Genomic DNA, 16,272 nt, shown 5'->3' on the forward strand with positions numbered 1-16,272 from the left:
CGCGGGGCGCAGCGCCTGCCGTGCTGACCGCCCTCGCCATCCGGGATGTGGTGCTGATCGAGCGGCTGGACCTGGTGTTCGGACCGGGCCTGACCGTGCTGACCGGCGAGACCGGCGCGGGAAAATCCATCCTGCTGGACAGCCTCGGCCTGGCCCTCGGCGCACGGTCCACCGGCGGCGGGCTGGTGCGTGCCGGACAGGCCCAGGCCAGCGTGGCGGCGGCCTTCGCCCCCGGCGACCAGCATCCCGCCCGCGCCCTCCTCACCGAGCAGGGGATCGAGTCGGAGGAGGAGATCGTCCTCCGCCGCATCATCACGGCCGATGGCCGCAGCCGGGCCTTCGTGAACGACCAACCCGTCGGCCTCGCAATGCTGCGGCGCCTCGGCTCGCTGCTGGTCGAGGTGCAGGGCCAGCACGACCAGGTCGGCCTTGCCGATCCGACCCATCACGCCGGGCTGCTGGATGCCTCGGGGGCGCTGGATGGGCTGCGCGGCACGGTGGCTGACGCCCATCGTGCCTGGCGGGAGGCTGAGCGCGCCCTGGCCACGGCGAGGGAGGAGATCGCCGCTGCCCAGCGGGACGAGGAATTCCTGCGCCACGCCGTCGGCGAGTTGGAGGACCTCACCCCGGTCGAAGGCGAGGAAGACCAGTTGGCGGCGGAACGCCAGCACCTGCAGCAGGGAGAGCGCCGGGGCGAGGCCATCGCGGAGGCGCTGGCCGCGCTGCAGCCGCGCGACCGGCGCAGCGCCAATCCGGGCGCCGCGCTGCGAAGCGCTTCCCGGGCGCTGGAACGCCTGCCGGCGCCGAATACGGACGCCGAGCCGGCACTCGAAGCCATCGGCCGGGCCCTGGATGCGCTGTCGGAGGCGGAGACGGCGCTGGAGCGGCTGTCGCATGAGGCCGCGGCCGATCCGCGCCGGCTGGAACAGGTGGAGGAGCGGTTGTTCGCGCTTCGCGCCTCGGCCCGGAAACATCTGGTGCCCGTGGTGGAACTGCCGGCGCTGCTCGTCTCCCTGAAGGCCCGGCTGGCGGCGCTCGATGCCGGGACCGGCCAGGTGGCGGCAGCGGAGCGCCGGGCGAGGGAGACCCGCGACGCCTATGTCACCGCCGCGGCGCGGCTGACGGCGGCGCGCCGTGATGCGGCGCAGAAGCTGGAGAAATCGATCGCCCGCGAATTGCCGCCGCTGAAGCTGGACCGCGCCCGGCTGGTGGTGGAGGTGGCGGAGAAGCCGGAAGCGGCCTGGGGGCCGGATGGCATGGATCGCGTGACCTTCCTGGTCTCCACCAACCCCGGCCAGCCGCCGGGGGCGCTGGACAAGGTCGCCTCGGGTGGTGAACTGTCGCGCCTGATGCTGGCCTTCAAGGTGGTGCTGGCGCGCGGATCGCCGGTGCCGACGCTGGTATTCGACGAGGTCGACAGCGGTGTCGGCGGCGCCACCGCGGCCGCGGTGGGCGAACGCCTGGCCCGGGTGGCGGAGCGGTTGCAGGTGCTGGTGGTGACGCACTCGCCCCAGGTCGCGGCGCGTGGCGGGCGGCATTTCTCCGTCGCCAAGCAGGTCAAGGCCGGGCGGGCGGAGACGCGCGTGCTGCCGCTGGACGTGCCTGCGCGTCGGGAGGAGATCGCCCGCATGCTGGCCGGGGAGAAGGTGACGGAGGCCGCGCGCATGGCCGCCGACAGCCTGCTGGCGGGCAGCCTGTTGTGATCCGCCCTGGCCTCCGCGGCGATGCCGAGGCCGTTGCCGCCCTGATCAACGCCATCAACAGCCTGCACGGCACGCCGCCTGCGATGCCGATGACCGCGGCCGTGGTGGAGCGTGACCTCATCGGCCCGCAGTCACGGGCCATCCTGCGGTTGGCGGAGCGGGACGGCGTGGTGGTCGGCTTCGCAACGGCCGGCTTTATCTATGATGCGGAGCGGCAGGCGGATGCGCTGATGCTGCTCGACCTCTATGTGATGCCGGAGGCGCGCCGCCGCGGCGTGGCGCGGGCACTGATGGCGCGCCTGGCGGCGGAAGCGCTAGAACGCGGCGCGGGATGCCTCTGGTGGGGCGTCGACGAGGGTGATGAGGAAGCGGCCGCCTTCTACCGTGCCATCGGTGCGGACAGCGAAGGCCGCTTCAGCGGTGAGATCCTGGAAGGGCAGGCGCTGCGGCGCCTGGCGGCGGAGCATGAGTGACCAGGCCAGCGATCCGGGGCTGCGCGCGCGCCAGGTGGACGCGCTGACGGATGAGGAAGCGCAGGCGGAGCTCGCCGCGCTGGCCGCCGAGATCGCCCATCACGACGAACGCTACCACCGGCTGGACGCGCCCGAGATCAGCGACGCCGACTATGATTCGCTGGTGCGCCGCAACCGCGCCATCGAGGCCCGCTTTCCCGAACTGGTTCGCGACGACAGCCCGAGCCGACGCGTGGGCGCCGAGACGGCGGAAGGCTTTTCCAAGCTGCGTCACGGCGTGCCGATGCTCTCGCTCGACAACGCCTTCGCTGATGCGGATTTTCTCGAATTCTGCGCCTCGATCCGACGGTTTCTCCGGCTGGAGGCGACCGAGACGCTCGCCTTCATGGGGGAGCCCAAGATCGATGGCCTGTCGATCAACCTGACCTATGAGGACGGCATCTTCGTCCGCGGGGCGACCCGCGGCGACGGGACGGAAGGCGAGGATGTCACCCGCAACCTGCTGACGCTGGCCGACCTGCCGCGGCAGCTCACCGCCCCCTTCCCCGCCCGGATCGAGATCCGCGGGGAGGTCTTCATGGACAAGGCCGACTTCCTCCAGTTCCGCGCCCAGCAGGAGCGGGCGGCAGAGGAGCGTGATGAGCGGCGCGCGCGTGGCGAGAAGGTGGGGCCGGCCGTCACGATTCCCGCCAATCCGCGCAACGCCGCGGCGGGATCGCTGCGGCAGCTTGATCCTGCCATCACGGCGCAGCGGCCGCTGAAGCTCTTCGCCTATGCGATGGGTGACGCCAGCGAACAGCCTGCGGAGACGCATGAAGGCTGGCTGCAGCGCCTGCGCGACTGGGGCTTCACGGTGAACCCCGTCTCCGAATTGCTGGCGGATGAGGAAGCGGCGCTCGGCTTCCAGAAGCGGATGGCGGAGCAGCGCGCGGGCCTCAGCTATGACATCGACGGCGTCGTCTACAAGCTGAACCGGCTGGACTGGCAGCGGCGCCTGGGCTTCGTCGGCCGGGCGCCACGCTGGGCCATTGCCTGGAAGTTCCCGGCGGAGCAGGCGACGACGGTGCTGCTGGGCATCGATATCCAGGTGGGGCGTACCGGTGCGCTGACCCCGCGCGCGGTGATGCAGCCCGTCAGCGTCGGCGGCGTGATGGTCAGCCATGCCAGCCTGCACAATGAGGATGAGATCGCGCGCAAGGATGTGCGGATCGGCGATACCGTCATCCTCCAGCGCGCCGGCGACGTGATCCCCCAGATCCTCGGCGTGGTCACGGAAAAGCGGCCGGAGGACGCGCAGCCCTTCGCCTTCCCCGATCGCTGCCCCGCCTGCGGCAGCCACGCCGTGCGGCCGCCCGGTGAGGTGGTGAAGCGCTGCACCGGCGGCCTGGTCTGCCCGGCCCAGACGGTGGAGCGCCTGATCCACTTCGCCCGCCGCAACGCCATGGATATCGAGGGCCTGGGCGCGGAGAACGTGCAGAAGCTGTTCGATGAGGGGCTGGTGAAGAGCCCCGCCGACATCTTCCGCCTCGCCCGGCACGCCGACACGATGCGGTCCTGGGAAGGCTGGGGCGCGCGATCGAAGAAGGATGCGAAGAAGGTCGCCAACCTGCTGGCCGCCATCGAGGCGCGGCGCAGCGTGCCGTTCGAGCGCTTCATCTTCGCCCTCGGCATCCGCCGGATCGGCGAGGCGAATGCAAAGCTGCTGGCCCGCCACTACCACAGCTTCCCGGCGTGGCGCGCGAAGATGCTCGCCGCCACCACCATCGGGTCGGAGGCGCGGGAGGAGCTGGGCTCCATCCAGGGCATCGGCCCCGCCATCGCGACCGAACTCGCCGAGTTCTTCGTGGAGCCGCGCAACCTGGCCGCGCTCGATGACCTGGCGGGCGAGGTGACGCCGCAGGAGACGGTGGTGGTCGCGGCAGAGGGCAATCCCTTCGCCGGAAAGACCGTGGTCTTCACCGGGTCGCTCCAGACCATGTCGCGGGATGAGGCCGAGGCCCAGGCGGAACGGCTGGGCGCCAAGGTGACGAAGAGCGTGTCGAAGAAGACGGATTTCGTCATCGTCGGCGCCGACGCCGGCAGCAAGGCGACCAAGGCGGCCGAGCTTGGCCTCCGCGTGCTGACGGAAGCCGAGTGGCGCGGGATGGCCGGGCTCGGCTGACGCTTGCGTCGGCGGGCAAGCCGGTCCTATCTGCCGGCATGTCGGCCTTCTTCCTCTCAGCCCTGCTGCTGTCCGTCTCCGCGTATATCCATACGCTGTCGGAGAACCCGGCCATGCGCCCGGCCAACCCGATCGCGGACCAGTTCTGGCGGGGCTTGTCCTATCTCTGCGTGGCCGGCTGGGTGCTGATGATCCTGCGCGGATTCTACGACCGGCATTGGGCGGATGGGCTGGCGGCGCTGCTCGGTTCCTTCGCCGTCAACTGGTGGTTCGGCCATCGCGGGCCGAAGCGAACCTGGCCCGGCATTTCCATGCTGTTCGGCGTCGTGGGCTTGGCGCTCGCGACCTATTCCTTCCTCTACGAGTAGGGCGGCAGGTCGAGGCGCGTCGCCTCCGGGTTGCCCGGCTCCGCCGGGAAGCGGATGCGCACCAGCGGGTCGTGGCCCGGGATCACCAGGCTTTCGTCGCCCCCGGCCAGCGCCCTCGCGCGTCGCCAGCCCTGCACCATGGCGCCGAGGTCGAAGACGATCGGGAACGGGTTCTCCCGCGCCATGTTGGCGTAGTAGTGGCTGGCGTCGCCGGCGATGACGAGCGGCCCGCGCGCGGTCGCGATCCGCACCATCTGCAATCCGCCGGAATGGCCGCCGACGCCGTGCAGCGTGACGCCCGGCGCGACCTCCCCTTCCCCGTCATGGAACACCACGCGGTCCGCATAGACGGCACGGATCAGGCGGACGACGTCCTGCACCTCGAAGGGATGGCGCAGGCAGTGGCTGCACATGTGGCGGCCGGTGGCGAAGGAGACCTCGTTGTCCTGGATGTGGAAGCGGGCGTTAGGGAACAGATCGAGGTTGCCGGCGTGGTCGTAGTGCAGATGGGTGACGACCACGTCCTGGATCGCGGCGGGATCGACGCCGATGGCGCGCAGGCAATCGCCGACGGGACGCAGGATGGTGCGGCCGCGCTTCGCCGCCGTCTCCTCGCTGAAGCCGGTATCGACCAGCACCAGGCGCCCTTCCGGCCCGCGCAGCAGCCAGACGAAATAGTCCATCGGCATGGCGTCATGCGGATCCGGCACCGGCATCATGAAGTTGGACTGCGCGGTGCGGTCATGCCGCGCGTAGCGCAGCGCCAGGACTTCCCACATGGCGCTACGCCTTCTTCGTAATCTGCGGCGATTCGAGTTCGGAGGCGGCCAGCGCCTCGCTGAACCGGGCCGCCGCCGTGTGATCCTGGCCGGGGCCGAGAAGCGATGCCGCGGCCGCCCACAATTCGCGGGTCTGCGCGGCCAGCGGCGTGGGGGTTGCCGTCTCTCGCCCCACCTGCAGGGCGATGGACAGGTCCTTCACCATCAGGTCCAGCCCGAAGCCGGAATTGAATTTCCGCGACAGCACGAACTGGTTCAGCTTGCGCTGGGTGCTGTTGTTCATGCCGGTGGAGTTGTTCAGCACCTCCACCATGACAGCGGGATCGAGCCCGAAGCGGCTGCCGATCAACAGCGCTTCCACGCTGACCAGGAAGCCCGCCGCGCTGACGAGGTTGTTGAGCGCCTTCATCGCCTGCCCCGCGCCGACATCGCCGCAGCGCGTGATGCTGCCGCCCATGGCACGGAGAAGCCGGTCCACGCGGTCCAGCGGCACGATGTCGCCGCCGGTCATGATGGCCAGCGTGCCCGTCTCCGCCCGGGCGACGCCGCCGGAGACAGGGGCGTCCACCATGGCGATCCCGTGTTCGGCCAGATCCTTCGCCAGGGCCCGGGTGGCCGAGGGCTCGCCGGACGACATCTCGACGACGATGGCGCCGGGGGAAAGTTCCGGGCGGATGGCGGCCACTACCTCCGCCACTTCGCGACTCGTGGGCAGCATGGTGATCACGGCGCCCGCACCCTGCGCGGCCGCTGCGGCCGTGGCTGCCGCGATACCGCCATGCTTCGCGGCGAATTCCGCGGCGCGGCCGGGCACGGCGTCATGCACCGCGACGATGAAGCCGGCCTCCCGCAGCCTGATTGCCATGGGCCAGCCCATGCGGCCGATGCCGATGAAGGCCACCCGGCTGATCTCGCTTTCCATCCCGTTTCTCCCGCGTTGTCCGTGCAAGGCTGGCCGCAGCCGTGGTGGGGGTCAACGCCCCATGCCATCGTCACGGCCTGGCCATGACGGACGGGGGCAGCGCCGGTGTTCGAGGGTTTCATCGAGGAAACGAGGCAGGTGGATGGCCAGGCGCTGCGCCTGCGCCGCGGCGGCAAGGGCCCTCCCCTGCTGCTGCTGCACGGCAACCCGCAGACCCATGCCATGTGGCACAAGGTGGCACCGGTGCTGGCACGTGACTTCACCGTGGTCTGCCCCGACCTGCGGGGCTACGGGCTTTCCGGCAAGCCACCCGTCTCCGCCGACCACGCCGCCTATGCGAAGCGCGCCATGGCGGCGGATATGGTGAGGCTGATGCGTGGCCTCGGCTTCGACCGCTTCCAGGTCGTGGCGCATGACCGCGGCGCGCGGGTGGCGCATCGGATGGCGCTGGATGCGCCCGACGCCGTGGAACGCCTCTGCACCATGGATATCGTGCCGACGCTGCACCATTTCGAACACACCGACATGGCCTTTGCGCTGGGCTACTATCACTGGTTCTGGCTGGCCCAGCCGCATCCGAAGCCGGAACGGCTGATCCTTCGCGATGTCGAGGACTGGTTCGACATGCACACATCCCGCGAGCCGAAGGACAAGGGCTTCTTCCATCCCGGGGCCCGTGCCGACTACCTGACGGCGCTGCGCACGCCCGGGACCGTCGAGGCGATCTGCGAAGACTATCGCGCGGCGACCACCATCGACCTGGACCATGACCGCGCCAGCCGGGACGCCGGGCAGACGGTGCAGTGCCCGCTGCTGGCGCTCTGGGGCGCCAAGGGCAAGGTCGGGGTCTGGTACCAGCCGCTGGAGGTCTGGCGCCGCTACGCCAGCGGGCCGGTCAGCGGTGGCCCTGTCAATTCAGGGCATTACCTCGCGGAGGAAGCGCCGGAGGAGGTGCTGGCGGCCCTGGATGGGTTCCTCAGTCGAAGGGAAGGATGAAGGGGATATCCGTATCCCCCGTCTTCTCGCCGAAGGCGGTGATGAGGGCATGCGCCTGGCCGCGGTGATGGGTCTGATGGTTGAAGAAATGCGTCACAAGCACCCAGGTCGGCCGCGTCACGTCCCGCTGCATCGCGGCGCTGTACCAGGACAGCGTGCCGGACAGCCAGGCAAGCTCGACCGTCGCCGCCCAGGCCTCGATCCGTGCATCCGTCTCCGCACGGACGGCCTTCAGCGCGTCCCAGTCATCATGCAGCGACACGCTGGCGGGGATCCCGACCTTCGGCGCATCCCAGCCGGCGAAGCGCCCCATCCACACCGAATCGCCCCAGACCAGATGGTTCAGCGTGGCGTGGATGGACCCGAAGAAGGCGCCCCGGTTCTCCCGCCGCTGGTCGTCGCGCAGGCGATCGGCCGCGGCGTAGAGGCGGCGGTTCATCTCCGCATTATAGGCGGCCATCAGGCGGACATGGTCGGTCGAGATCACGGCACGGCCTTCCAGAAATAGAGGATGTCCCGGGGCTGCATCGCCGCGTCCAACTCGCCGCCGGGGATGCAGCCGCCCTCGGTCCAGCCGGCCACACGATACAGCGCCTCCGCCGCCGTGCCACGGCGCGTATCCAGCACCAGCAGGCGACGGCCGATGCCACGCGCGGTCTGGTCCACGCGCCGCATGAGGGCCTGGCCGACGCCGCGACGGCGATGGGCGGGATCGACCATCAGCTTCTCGACATCGACGCGATGGGGCTGGTTCGGCTCCGTCGCCAGGGAGAGTTGCGCCGTGCCGACCAGCACGCCGTCCAGCCAGGCCACCAGCAGGATCCGCCGGCCGAGCGCGATGTCAGAGGATACCCGCTTCCAGGCATCCCGCGCCGCGGCGGGCGACAGCGGCGGCAGGTAGGACAGGCTCGCCCCCTCTGCTACGCAATCCACCAGCAGGCGGGCGAGCGCCCGCTCCGCACTCGCCGCCGCGGCCGCATCCAGCGCCTCCACCACCAGGCCGCGGATGGGCTTGGTGTAGCGGAACTCCAGGCTGTGGGAGATGTCGTCCAGGATGCGGATGGAGCCCTGCCGGACGAAGCCGCGCTTCTCGTAGAAGCGATGCGCAGCCTCGAACCGCGTATCGGTCCAGAGCACAAGTCGATGCGCGCCGGCCTCCAGCGCGTGGCGCTCCGCCCTTTCCAGCAACTGGTGCGCAAGGCCCGTGCCGCGGGCCTCGGCCGCCACATAGACCTTGCAGATCTCCCAGGCCTGGTCCTGGTTCAGGGGTCGCGTGGCCGCCATGCCGATGACGCGGCCATCGCGTTCCGCCACCCAGAGCGCGCCGCCGGCTTCCGCGAAATAGGTGGCCAGCGCCCGAAGCTCCGGCACCTCCGCATCCACATCCAGGATGCAGTTCGGATATTCGGACCAGCAGGCGTCGATCAGCGCGATGAAGCCCGCTTCGTCCTCATCCCGCCCGGGGCGCAGCAGCGCGGTCACGACAGGCCTTTGCAGAACTCCTGGATGCGCGTGCAGGCCTCTCGCAGGCTGTCCGTATCCGTGGCGTAGGAGATGCGGATATAGGGGCTCATGCCATAGGCGCTGCCATGGACGGTCGCGACATGCGCCTCCTCCAGCACCGCCAGGGCGAAGTCGAGGTCGGTCTCGATCCTGCGGCCACCCTTGCTGGTCTTGCCGAGGCAGCCCGCCACATTCGGGAAGACGTAGAAGGCGCCTTCCGGCCGGTGGCACTGGATGCCGGGGGCCTCGTTCAGCATGTCCACCACCATGTTGCGGCGCTGGCGGTAGATCTCCGCGCGTTCCTTGACGCCGTCCTGCGGCCCGTCCAGCGCGGCGATGGCGGCGGCCTGGCCGACGCTGCTGGTGCCGGCGCTGATCTGGCTCTGCATGTTCACCATCGCGGCGATCAGATTCCTCGGACCGCCGCAGAAGCCGATGCGCCAGCCCGTCATCGCATAGGTCTTGGACACGCCGTTGACCGTCAGCACGCGGTCCTTCAGCCGTGGTTCCACATCCGCGATCGTGCAGAACTCGAACCCGTCATAGACGAGGTGCTCGTACATATCGTCGGTCAGCACCCAGACATGCGGGTGCTTCAGCAGCACCTCCGCCAGCGCCTTCATCTCCGCCCGCGAACAGGCGGCACCCGTCGGGTTGTTCGGGAAGTTGAGGAACAGCCACTTGGTCTTCGGCGTGATGGCAGCGTCCAGATCCTCCGGCCGCAGCTTGAAGCCGTTGTTCTGCGGGCAGGCGATAGTCACCGGCGTGGCCGTCGCGAGCTTCGCCATCTCGGCGTAGCTGGTCCAGTACGGGGCGGGGATCAGCACCTCGTCACCCGGATCGCAGGTGCCGAACAGGGCGTTCATGATCACCTGCTTGCCGCCGTTGGAGATCATGATCTCGTTCAGCGCGTAGTCGAGGTTGTTGTCGCGCTTGAACTTGCGCTGCACGGCTTCCTTCAGCGCGCGGGTGCCGTCCTGGGGCGGGTACTTCGTCTCACCGCGCAGCGCCGCCTGGTAGCCGGCCTCGATCGCGTGGCGGGGGCTGTCGAAATTGGGCTCCCCGATCGCCAGGCTGATGACCTTCTGGCCGGAGGCCGCGATCTCCCGCGCGCGGTTCGTCATCACCGCCGTGGCGGCGAGCTTGATGTCGTTCAACCTGGTGGCGAGAGCGGGCATGGTGACCGGTTTCCAGTACGAATGCCCGACATTTAGCCAAGCCGGGGCGGCCGCTCAATCCGCCGGGCGGTGCAGGACCCAATCGAAGGGCTGTTCGCCGGTCACGACGAAGCCGAGCCGTTCCCAGAAGCGCCGCGCGGGGCTTTCCTTCAGGACCTCGATCGCGAAGGCGCGGCCGGGATGCGTGGCCTGGATGGCACGGAACACCGCCACGCCCAGGCCCCTTCCCTGTGCCTCGGGTGCCAGGAACAGGCTGTGGATCTCGATGGCGTCGCCGCCCTGCTCGATGCCGACGCAGCCAAGCATGGCGCCGTCGGCCTCGATGACGTTCAGGATGCCGGCGTCGAACTGCTTCCGCATCCGGGCGCGGCGGCGGTCAGGGTCGTAGCGGCCGATCCGTTCCAGATGCGGGCGCATCACGCGGATCGACAGCGCCAGCATCGGTTCGAAATCCGCCTCCGCCGCGGGGCGGAGGCGGAACGCTTGGCTGGCCATGCGATTCAGACCTTCAGGCCTGCGGCCTTCCGGTCATCGCATGGCGTCACTTCAGGCCGGCGCAGAAGGCCTGGATGCGGGTGCAGGCATCGGTCAGGGACGCGTCATCGGTTGCGTAGCTGATGCGGAAATGGCCAGGGAACATGAAGGCCGCGCCGTGCACCGTCGCGACGCCCTGTTCCTCCAGCAGCCCGATGCAGAAATCCTCGCAGGTCTCGATCTTCTTGCCCGATGCGCTGGTCTTGCCGAGGCAGCCGCGGATATCCGGGAAGACGTAGAAGGCGCCTTCCGGCGTCGGGCAACGGACGCCCTTCGCCTGGTTCAGCATGCCGACGACCAGGTCGCGACGGCGCTGATAGACGACGCGCATCTCCTCCACGCTGTCCTGCTGGCCGGTCAGCGCCTCGATCGCCGCGGCCTGGCTGATGGAGGAGGTGTTGGAGGTGGACTGGCTCTGCAGCTTGTCCATGGCCTTGATGAGCTGGACGGGCGCGCCGGCGAAGCCGATGCGCCAGCCGGTCATGGCATAGGCCTTGGAGCAGCCATTCATCGTGACCGTGCGGTCCTTGAGGCGGGGCTCCACCTCGACCAGGGTCGCGAACTTGATGCCGTAGGTCAGCTTTTCATAGATGTCGTCGGAGAAGATCCAGACATCTGGGTGGCGCAGCAGCACCTCCGCCAGGCCCTTCAGCTCCTCCGCCGAATAGCCGGCGCCGGTGGGGTTGCTGGGGTTGTTGAGGATCAGCCACTTGGTCTTCGGCGTGATCGCCGCTTCCAGCTGCTCCGGCGTCATCTTGAAGCCCTGGTTCGGGCCGCAGGGGACAATCACGGGCGTGCCTTCGGCCAGCGCCACGATGTCCGGGTAGCTCACCCAGCACGGGGCGGGGATGATCGCCTCGTCACCCGGGTTGATGGTGGCGACCAGCGCGTCGAAGATCACCTGCTTGCCGCCGGTGGCGACCAGGATTTCCTCCGGCTTGTACTCGATGTTGTTGTCGCGCTTGAACTTCTCGCAGACTGCCTTGCGCAGCGCCATGGTGCCGGCAACGTCGGTATACTTCGTCTCGCCGCGCTCGATGGCCGCGATGGCCGCGTCCTTCACGTTGCGGGGCGTGTCGAAATCGGGCTCCCCGGCAGCGAGGGAGATCACATCCTTCCCCGCGGCCTTCAGCGCGCGCGCCTTCGCCGTCATGGCGATGGTCAGCGAGGGCGAGATGCGGTCGAGGCGATCGGCGATGAGGTTCATGGCTTGTCCGGCGTCCCTGCCCAGCCCATGCCGGGCGGCGGGTGGTTTCCTAGACCCGACTGCACGGATCGTCCACCGTCCTGCCTCTATTCCAGGCGAAGTGGCCGGTAGCCCTGGAAGGTGAAGCCGCGTTCCGCCATGCAGCTTCGCCGCCAGCCTTCCCGGGGACCGTTGTTGATATCGACCTGGGAATACTGGGCGGCGCGGTAGCGTTCCGTCACGCGGCAGCGTTCCTGGCCACGGTCCCGCCAGCAATCGCGGTCCCGCTCGATGCGCGCGGGCGACGTCATCTGCCAGACAAACTTGGGCGGGACGGCCATCGCGGCCTCGTTCCGGCAGGCTTCGACCATCGCATCGGCCTCGGCCTCGCTGGTGCCAGGGCGTGCCCAGCGCTCGGCGCAGGCGGAAAGAAGCAGGAGACAGGCGGCAAGGGTCAGCCCGGCGGTGCGCATGCGTCTATTCTGGATGAGCCTTGTGGATAAAGCATGGCAGCGGCGCCGCTCAGCCGGGGCGCCGGGGGAAGGCCACCCAGGCGGCAATGCCGATGCCGATCGCCACCACGGCCACCAGCAGCGTCGCGAGCGCGTAGAGGTCGGGCGTCAGCCCCAGCCGGACGGCGGAGAAGATGACCATCGGCAGGGTCGATGCGCCCGGGCCCGAGACGAAGCTCGCAATCACGAGGTCATCGAGCGAGAGGGTGAAGGCCAGCAGCCAGCCGGCGGCGATGGCCGGGGCGATCAGCGGCAGGGTGATCAGGAAGAACACCTTCCAGGGCCTGGCGCCCAGGTCCATGGCCGCTTCCTCCAGGCTGGTGTCGAAATCCGCCAGGCGGGCCTGCACCACCACCGCCACATAGGCGGCCCCGAAGGTGGCATGGGCGATCGCCACCGTGTCCGCCCCGCGGCCGGCCGGGAAGCCGAAGGCCTGTTCCATCGCCACGAACATCAGCAGCAGGGACAGGCCGGTGATGACTTCCGGCATCACCAGCGGTGCCGCCATGGCGCCGGCAAAGGCCGCGCGGCCGCGGAAGCGGCCCATCCGCGCCAGGGCAAAACCCGCGACCACGCCCAGCAGGGTCGCCATGGTGGCCGAGACAGCCGCGATGCGAAGCGACAGGACCGCCGCCCCCATCAGCGCCTCGTTCTCCCACAGCGCGAAGTACCAACGCGTGGAGAAACCGGTGAAACTCGTCACCAGGCGGCTGTCGTTGAAAGAGAACAGCACCATCAACAGGATCGGGAGGTAGAGGAAGGCGAAACCAAGCCCGAGCGGGACGGCCAGCCTCGACGCGCGGCGCATGGCTACCTCCCCTCCCGCGCCGCGCGGGCCTGGAACAGGGCGATGGGCGCGACCAGGATCATCAGCAGGACGACGGCCAGGGCGGAGGCCAAGGGCCAGTCCCGGTTCTGGAAGAACTCCGTCCACAGCACGCGGCCGATCAACTGCGCCCCCGGCCCGCCGAGCAATTCCGGGATCACGAACTCACCCACCACGGGGATGAAGACCAGCAGGAAGCCGGCCACGACGCCCGGCATGGACAGGGGCAGCGTCACCTGCAGGAAGGCGCGCCAGGGCCGCGCGCCCAGATCCTCCGCCGCTTCCAGCAAGGCGGGGTCCAGCTTGGACAGGGTGGCGTAGAGCGGCAGCACCATGAAGGGCAGGTAGCAATAGGTGATGCCGATATAGAGGGCGAAGTCGGTGTAGAGCAGGCGGAGCGGCTCCCTGATGACGCCCAGCGCCATCAAGGCGCTGTTCAGCCAGCCCTGGTCCTGGAGGATGCCGATCCAGGCGGTGATCCGCAGCAGGAAGGACGTCCAGAACGGCAGGATCACGAGCATCAGCAGCGTGGCGCGCCAGCGTTCCGGCGCGCGTGCGATGGCGAGCGCCATCGGGTAGCCGATGAGCAGGCACAGCGTGGCGGAGATCGCGGCGACGCGGAGGCTCCGGAGGCCCGCTTCAAGGTAGAAGGGGTCCTCCAGGAACAGGCGGAAATTCGCCAGGTTCAGCTGGATGACCGGCCCGCCTTCCTCGCTCCATCGCAGCAGGGGGGTATAGGGCGGCAGGCCTTCGCTCGGCTCCGCGAAGGCGATGGTCAGCACGATCAGGAAGGGTACGACGAAGAAAAGCGCCATCCAGCTCCAGGGAAGGGCCAGGACGATGGCGCGGCCAAGCCGCCCCTTCATTCAGGCAGCACCATGCTCGCTTCAGCGTCCCAGGTGACGGCGACACGGTCATCCCAGTCGACTGGCCGCGCCGTCATGCGCCGCAGGTTCGGCTGGCTCACCCGGATCTCCTTCCCGGAGTCGAGGACCACGTAGTACATGAAGAAGTCCCCGAAATAGGCGATGTCCCGGACCCGCCCGACCAGACGGTTGTCGGCAAGCGGCGTGGCGGGGTCCGTGCGCTCGATCCGCATGCGCTCGGGCCGGATGGCGACATAGGCGCGGCTGCCGATGGGCTTGAGGGCCCCAGCCTCCGCCAGGATGTCGAAATCCAGTTCCGAACTGCCGATTCGTGTCACCTGGTCATCCGCCGCCTCGATGACGCCTTCCAGGATATTGGCGGTGCCTAGGAATTCGGCGGTGAAGCGACTGTTCGGGAATTCATAGACCTCCCCGGGCGTGCCCACCTGCGCCAGCGTGCCGCGATCCATCACCGCGAGGCGCGTCGCCATGGTCATCGCCTCCTCCTGGTCATGTGTGACGATGACGAAGGTGGTGCCGGTGCGTTCCTGGATGTTGACCAGTTCGAACTGGGTCGCCTCACGCAGGTTCTTGTCCAGCGCGGAAAGCGGTTCGTCCAGCAGCAGCAGCTTGGGGCGCTTGGCGAGCGCCCGGGCCAGCGCCACGCGCGCCTTCTGGCCGCCGGACAGGGCGGCGGGCTTGCGATTGCCGAAGCCCTCCATCTGCACCAGGGCCAGCATCTCCGCCACCCGGTCGGCGATCAGCGCCTTGGGCGCGCCTTCCTGGCGCAGGCCGAAGCCGATGTTCTGCGCCACCGTCATGTGCGGGAACAGGGCATAGGACTGGAACATCATGTTGATGGGCCGCTCATAGGGCGGCACGCCTGCCAGGTCCTGGCCATCCAGCACGATGCGGCCTGCATCCGGTTCGATGAAGCCGGCCAGGCAGCGCAGCAGGGTGGATTTGCCCGAGCCTGAGGCGCCGAGCAGGGCGAACAACTCACCGCGGTAGATCGGCAGCGTCACGGCATCCAGGGCGACGAAGCCGTCGAAGCGCTTCGTCACCCCCTCGATCCGCAGGAACGGATCCGCCGCCGGGTCGCGCCAGGGCTCGGCCGTACCGGGCCGTGCCGCGACCGCACTACTCATCGGCCAGCCTTGAAACGCGCCCAGACGCGGTTGCGGGCGCGTTCCGCGGCCTGGGGCACGGCACCGATGGTGAAGAAGCGCGCGCGCATCTCCTCCGTCGGGAAGACGGAGGGATCATTGGCCACCTCCGGCGCCACCAGCGGCCGGCTGGCCGGCACCCCGTTGGGGTAGCGGACATGGTTCGTGATGTTGGCCATCACGTCGGGCTGGAGGAGGAAGTTGATGAAGGCATGCGCCGCCGCCGGGTTCGGCGCGTCCGCTGGAATCGCCAGCAGGTCGAACCAGAGCTGCGCGCCTTCCCTCGGCGCGATGTACTGGATGTTGACGCCGCGATTCGCTTCCTCCGCGCGCGCCGCCGCCTGGATGACGTCGCCGGAATAGGCGAAGGCCATGCAGAACTGCCCACCGGCCAGCGCCTCGATCACCCCGCCGGAGGAGAAGGCCCGGATGAAGGGGCGGATCGTCATCAGCGTGCGCTCGACGTCGCGCAGGTCTTCGGGACTCGTGCTGTTCGGGTCCTTGCCGAGATAGCGCAACACCATCGGAATGACGTCGGAAGCACTGTCCATCATGACGATGCCGCAGCGCTGGAGCCTCCGCGCATTCGCGGGGTCGAGCATCAGGCGAAGGCTGTCCATGGGCGCGTCAGGCGCCAGGGCGCGCACGCGGTCCACATTGATGCCGAGCCCGATGGTTCCGTAGAGGTACAGCGCGCCGAAGCGGTTCTCGGGATCGGAACTCGCCACCTGCTGCTGCAGCGCCGGGTCGATGTTGGCGAGGTTGGGGATCAGGCTGCGATCGAGCGGCCGGAACGCCCCGGCACGGGCGAGTCGGGAGAAGGTCGGCTCACTGGTCGGGACGACGATGTCGTAGCCGGTGCGGCCGGCGGACATGCGGCCCTCCAGCGTCTCCAGGCTGTCATAGATGTCGTATCGGACCCGGATACCTGTCTCCCGCACGAAGCGCTGGACCATGTAGGGGTCGATATAGTCGTTCCAGTTGAAGACGTTGACGACCTGTTGTGGCTGCTGCGCCTGCGCCACCGGCGCCAGGCAGGCCGATACCAGCACGGCCGCCATCACGGCCAAACGACGGATCATACGAGGCACTCCCGCGG

At 69.0% G+C, this 16,272-nt stretch carries 17 protein-coding genes; 5 read left to right on the forward strand and 12 right to left on the reverse strand.

The window, feature by feature from the left end; genetic code table 11:
* Positions 1–20: 20 nt before the first annotated feature.
* From recN to BM041_RS09350, 4 genes are read left to right on the forward strand one after another with little or no spacing between them, the layout of a single operon-like run.
* Positions 21–1,703 (forward strand): DNA repair protein RecN, encoded by a 1,683-nt coding sequence (recN, locus tag BM041_RS09335; protein ID WP_092958639.1) that lies wholly within the window; start codon positions 21–23, stop codon positions 1,701–1,703.
* Positions 1,700–2,176 carry a GNAT family N-acetyltransferase gene (locus BM041_RS09340; RefSeq protein WP_092958641.1) on the forward strand — a complete coding sequence of 159 codons (477 nt, stop codon included), beginning with the start codon at positions 1,700–1,702 and terminating at the stop codon, positions 2,174–2,176. Before recN ends, BM041_RS09340 begins: the two co-directional genes overlap by 4 nt.
* On the forward strand, positions 2,169–4,337 hold the full coding sequence (ligA, locus tag BM041_RS09345; protein WP_092958643.1) for an NAD-dependent DNA ligase LigA: 2,169 nt from the start codon (positions 2,169–2,171) through the stop codon (positions 4,335–4,337). The genes BM041_RS09340 and ligA overlap by 8 nt, the downstream gene beginning before the upstream one ends.
* A 38-nt stretch (positions 4,338–4,375) precedes the next feature.
* Positions 4,376–4,705, forward strand: a complete 330-nt coding sequence (locus tag BM041_RS09350) for a hypothetical protein (protein WP_139226008.1) — start codon at positions 4,376–4,378, stop codon at positions 4,703–4,705.
* Here the strand turns inward: BM041_RS09350 and BM041_RS09355 are convergent.
* Together BM041_RS09355 and BM041_RS09360 are read right to left on the reverse strand one after the other, a co-directional pair.
* A complete protein-coding gene (locus tag BM041_RS09355) occupies positions 4,696–5,484 on the reverse strand; it encodes an N-acyl homoserine lactonase family protein (RefSeq protein ID WP_092958647.1) in 789 nt (262 codons plus the stop codon). The two genes, BM041_RS09350 and BM041_RS09355, sit on opposite strands and share 10 nt — an antisense overlap.
* Positions 5,485–5,488: 4 nt before the next feature.
* Positions 5,489–6,406: an NAD(P)-dependent oxidoreductase gene (locus BM041_RS09360; protein WP_092958649.1), complete on the reverse strand. Its 918-nt coding sequence runs from the start codon at positions 6,404–6,406 to the stop codon at positions 5,489–5,491.
* 105 nt (positions 6,407–6,511) lie between these two features.
* On the opposite strand from BM041_RS09360, the gene BM041_RS09365 reads away from it, so the two are divergent.
* Entirely contained in the window at positions 6,512–7,402 is an 891-nt protein-coding gene (locus BM041_RS09365) for an alpha/beta fold hydrolase (protein ID WP_092958651.1), read from the forward strand.
* Here the strand turns inward: BM041_RS09365 and BM041_RS09370 are convergent.
* The 10 genes from BM041_RS09370 to BM041_RS09415 form a co-directional block, all read right to left on the reverse strand.
* The gene (locus BM041_RS09370; protein WP_245761995.1) at positions 7,383–7,889 is read right to left on the reverse strand and encodes a DinB family protein; all 507 of its coding nucleotides are present in this window, start codon (positions 7,887–7,889) and stop codon (positions 7,383–7,385) included. The two genes, BM041_RS09365 and BM041_RS09370, sit on opposite strands and share 20 nt — an antisense overlap.
* Complete coding sequence (locus BM041_RS09375) at positions 7,886–8,884, reverse strand: GNAT family N-acetyltransferase (RefSeq protein ID WP_092958653.1); 999 nt, start codon at positions 8,882–8,884, stop codon at positions 7,886–7,888. Before BM041_RS09375 ends, BM041_RS09370 begins: the two co-directional genes overlap by 4 nt.
* Entirely contained in the window at positions 8,881–10,083 is a 1,203-nt protein-coding gene (locus BM041_RS09380) for a pyridoxal phosphate-dependent aminotransferase (RefSeq protein WP_092958655.1), read from the reverse strand. The genes BM041_RS09375 and BM041_RS09380 overlap by 4 nt, the downstream gene beginning before the upstream one ends.
* A gap of 54 nt (positions 10,084–10,137) precedes the next feature.
* A complete protein-coding gene (locus tag BM041_RS09385; protein WP_092958657.1) occupies positions 10,138–10,578 on the reverse strand; it encodes a GNAT family N-acetyltransferase in 441 nt (146 codons plus the stop codon).
* Between the two features lie 46 nt (positions 10,579–10,624).
* Positions 10,625–11,824 (reverse strand): pyridoxal phosphate-dependent aminotransferase, encoded by a 1,200-nt coding sequence (locus tag BM041_RS09390; protein ID WP_092958659.1) that lies wholly within the window; start codon positions 11,822–11,824, stop codon positions 10,625–10,627.
* A gap of 86 nt (positions 11,825–11,910) precedes the next feature.
* Complete coding sequence (locus BM041_RS09395; RefSeq protein WP_092958661.1) at positions 11,911–12,276, reverse strand: hypothetical protein; 366 nt, start codon at positions 12,274–12,276, stop codon at positions 11,911–11,913.
* 49 nt (positions 12,277–12,325) lie between these two features.
* Entirely contained in the window at positions 12,326–13,123 is a 798-nt protein-coding gene (locus BM041_RS09400) for an ABC transporter permease subunit (protein WP_092958663.1), read from the reverse strand.
* Positions 13,124–13,125: 2 nt separating this feature from the next.
* Entirely contained in the window at positions 13,126–14,007 is an 882-nt protein-coding gene (locus tag BM041_RS09405) for an ABC transporter permease subunit (RefSeq protein ID WP_092958665.1), read from the reverse strand.
* Complete coding sequence (locus tag BM041_RS09410; RefSeq protein WP_092958667.1) at positions 14,004–15,155, reverse strand: ABC transporter ATP-binding protein; 1,152 nt, start codon at positions 15,153–15,155, stop codon at positions 14,004–14,006. Before BM041_RS09410 ends, BM041_RS09405 begins: the two co-directional genes overlap by 4 nt.
* Positions 15,152–16,255 carry an extracellular solute-binding protein gene (locus BM041_RS09415; protein WP_092958669.1) on the reverse strand — a complete coding sequence of 368 codons (1,104 nt, stop codon included), beginning with the start codon at positions 16,253–16,255 and terminating at the stop codon, positions 15,152–15,154. The genes BM041_RS09410 and BM041_RS09415 overlap by 4 nt, the downstream gene beginning before the upstream one ends.
* Between the last annotated feature and the right edge of the window lie 17 nt (positions 16,256–16,272).

It is taken from the genome of Falsiroseomonas stagni DSM 19981, assembly GCF_900114315.1.
Classification (GTDB): Bacteria; Pseudomonadota; Alphaproteobacteria; order Acetobacterales; family Acetobacteraceae; genus Falsiroseomonas; species Falsiroseomonas stagni.

Bases quoted from the DNA above. Each gene is read 5' to 3' on its own strand.
- BM041_RS09385 (WP_092958657.1), bottom strand. From the start codon at position 10,578: ATGGCCAGCCAAGCGTTCCGCCTCCGCCCCGCGGCGGAGGCGGATTTC.
- BM041_RS09390 (WP_092958659.1), bottom strand. From the start codon at position 11,824: ATGAACCTCATCGCCGATCGCCTCGACCGCATCTCGCCCTCGCTGACC.
- BM041_RS09360 (WP_092958649.1), bottom strand. From the start codon at position 6,406: ATGGAAAGCGAGATCAGCCGGGTGGCCTTCATCGGCATCGGCCGCATG.
- BM041_RS09405 (WP_092958665.1), bottom strand. From the start codon at position 14,007: ATGAAGGGGCGGCTTGGCCGCGCCATCGTCCTGGCCCTTCCCTGGAGC.
- BM041_RS09400 (WP_092958663.1), bottom strand. From the start codon at position 13,123: ATGCGCCGCGCGTCGAGGCTGGCCGTCCCGCTCGGGCTTGGTTTCGCC.
- BM041_RS09415 (WP_092958669.1), bottom strand. From the start codon at position 16,255: ATGATCCGTCGTTTGGCCGTGATGGCGGCCGTGCTGGTATCGGCCTGC.
- BM041_RS09410 (WP_092958667.1), bottom strand. From the start codon at position 15,155: ATGAGTAGTGCGGTCGCGGCACGGCCCGGTACGGCCGAGCCCTGGCGC.
- ligA (WP_092958643.1), top strand. From the start codon at position 2,169: ATGAGTGACCAGGCCAGCGATCCGGGGCTGCGCGCGCGCCAGGTGGAC.
- BM041_RS09350 (WP_139226008.1), top strand. From the start codon at position 4,376: ATGTCGGCCTTCTTCCTCTCAGCCCTGCTGCTGTCCGTCTCCGCGTAT.
- BM041_RS09380 (WP_092958655.1), bottom strand. From the start codon at position 10,083: ATGCCCGCTCTCGCCACCAGGTTGAACGACATCAAGCTCGCCGCCACG.
- BM041_RS09355 (WP_092958647.1), bottom strand. From the start codon at position 5,484: ATGTGGGAAGTCCTGGCGCTGCGCTACGCGCGGCATGACCGCACCGCG.
- BM041_RS09395 (WP_092958661.1), bottom strand. From the start codon at position 12,276: ATGCGCACCGCCGGGCTGACCCTTGCCGCCTGTCTCCTGCTTCTTTCC.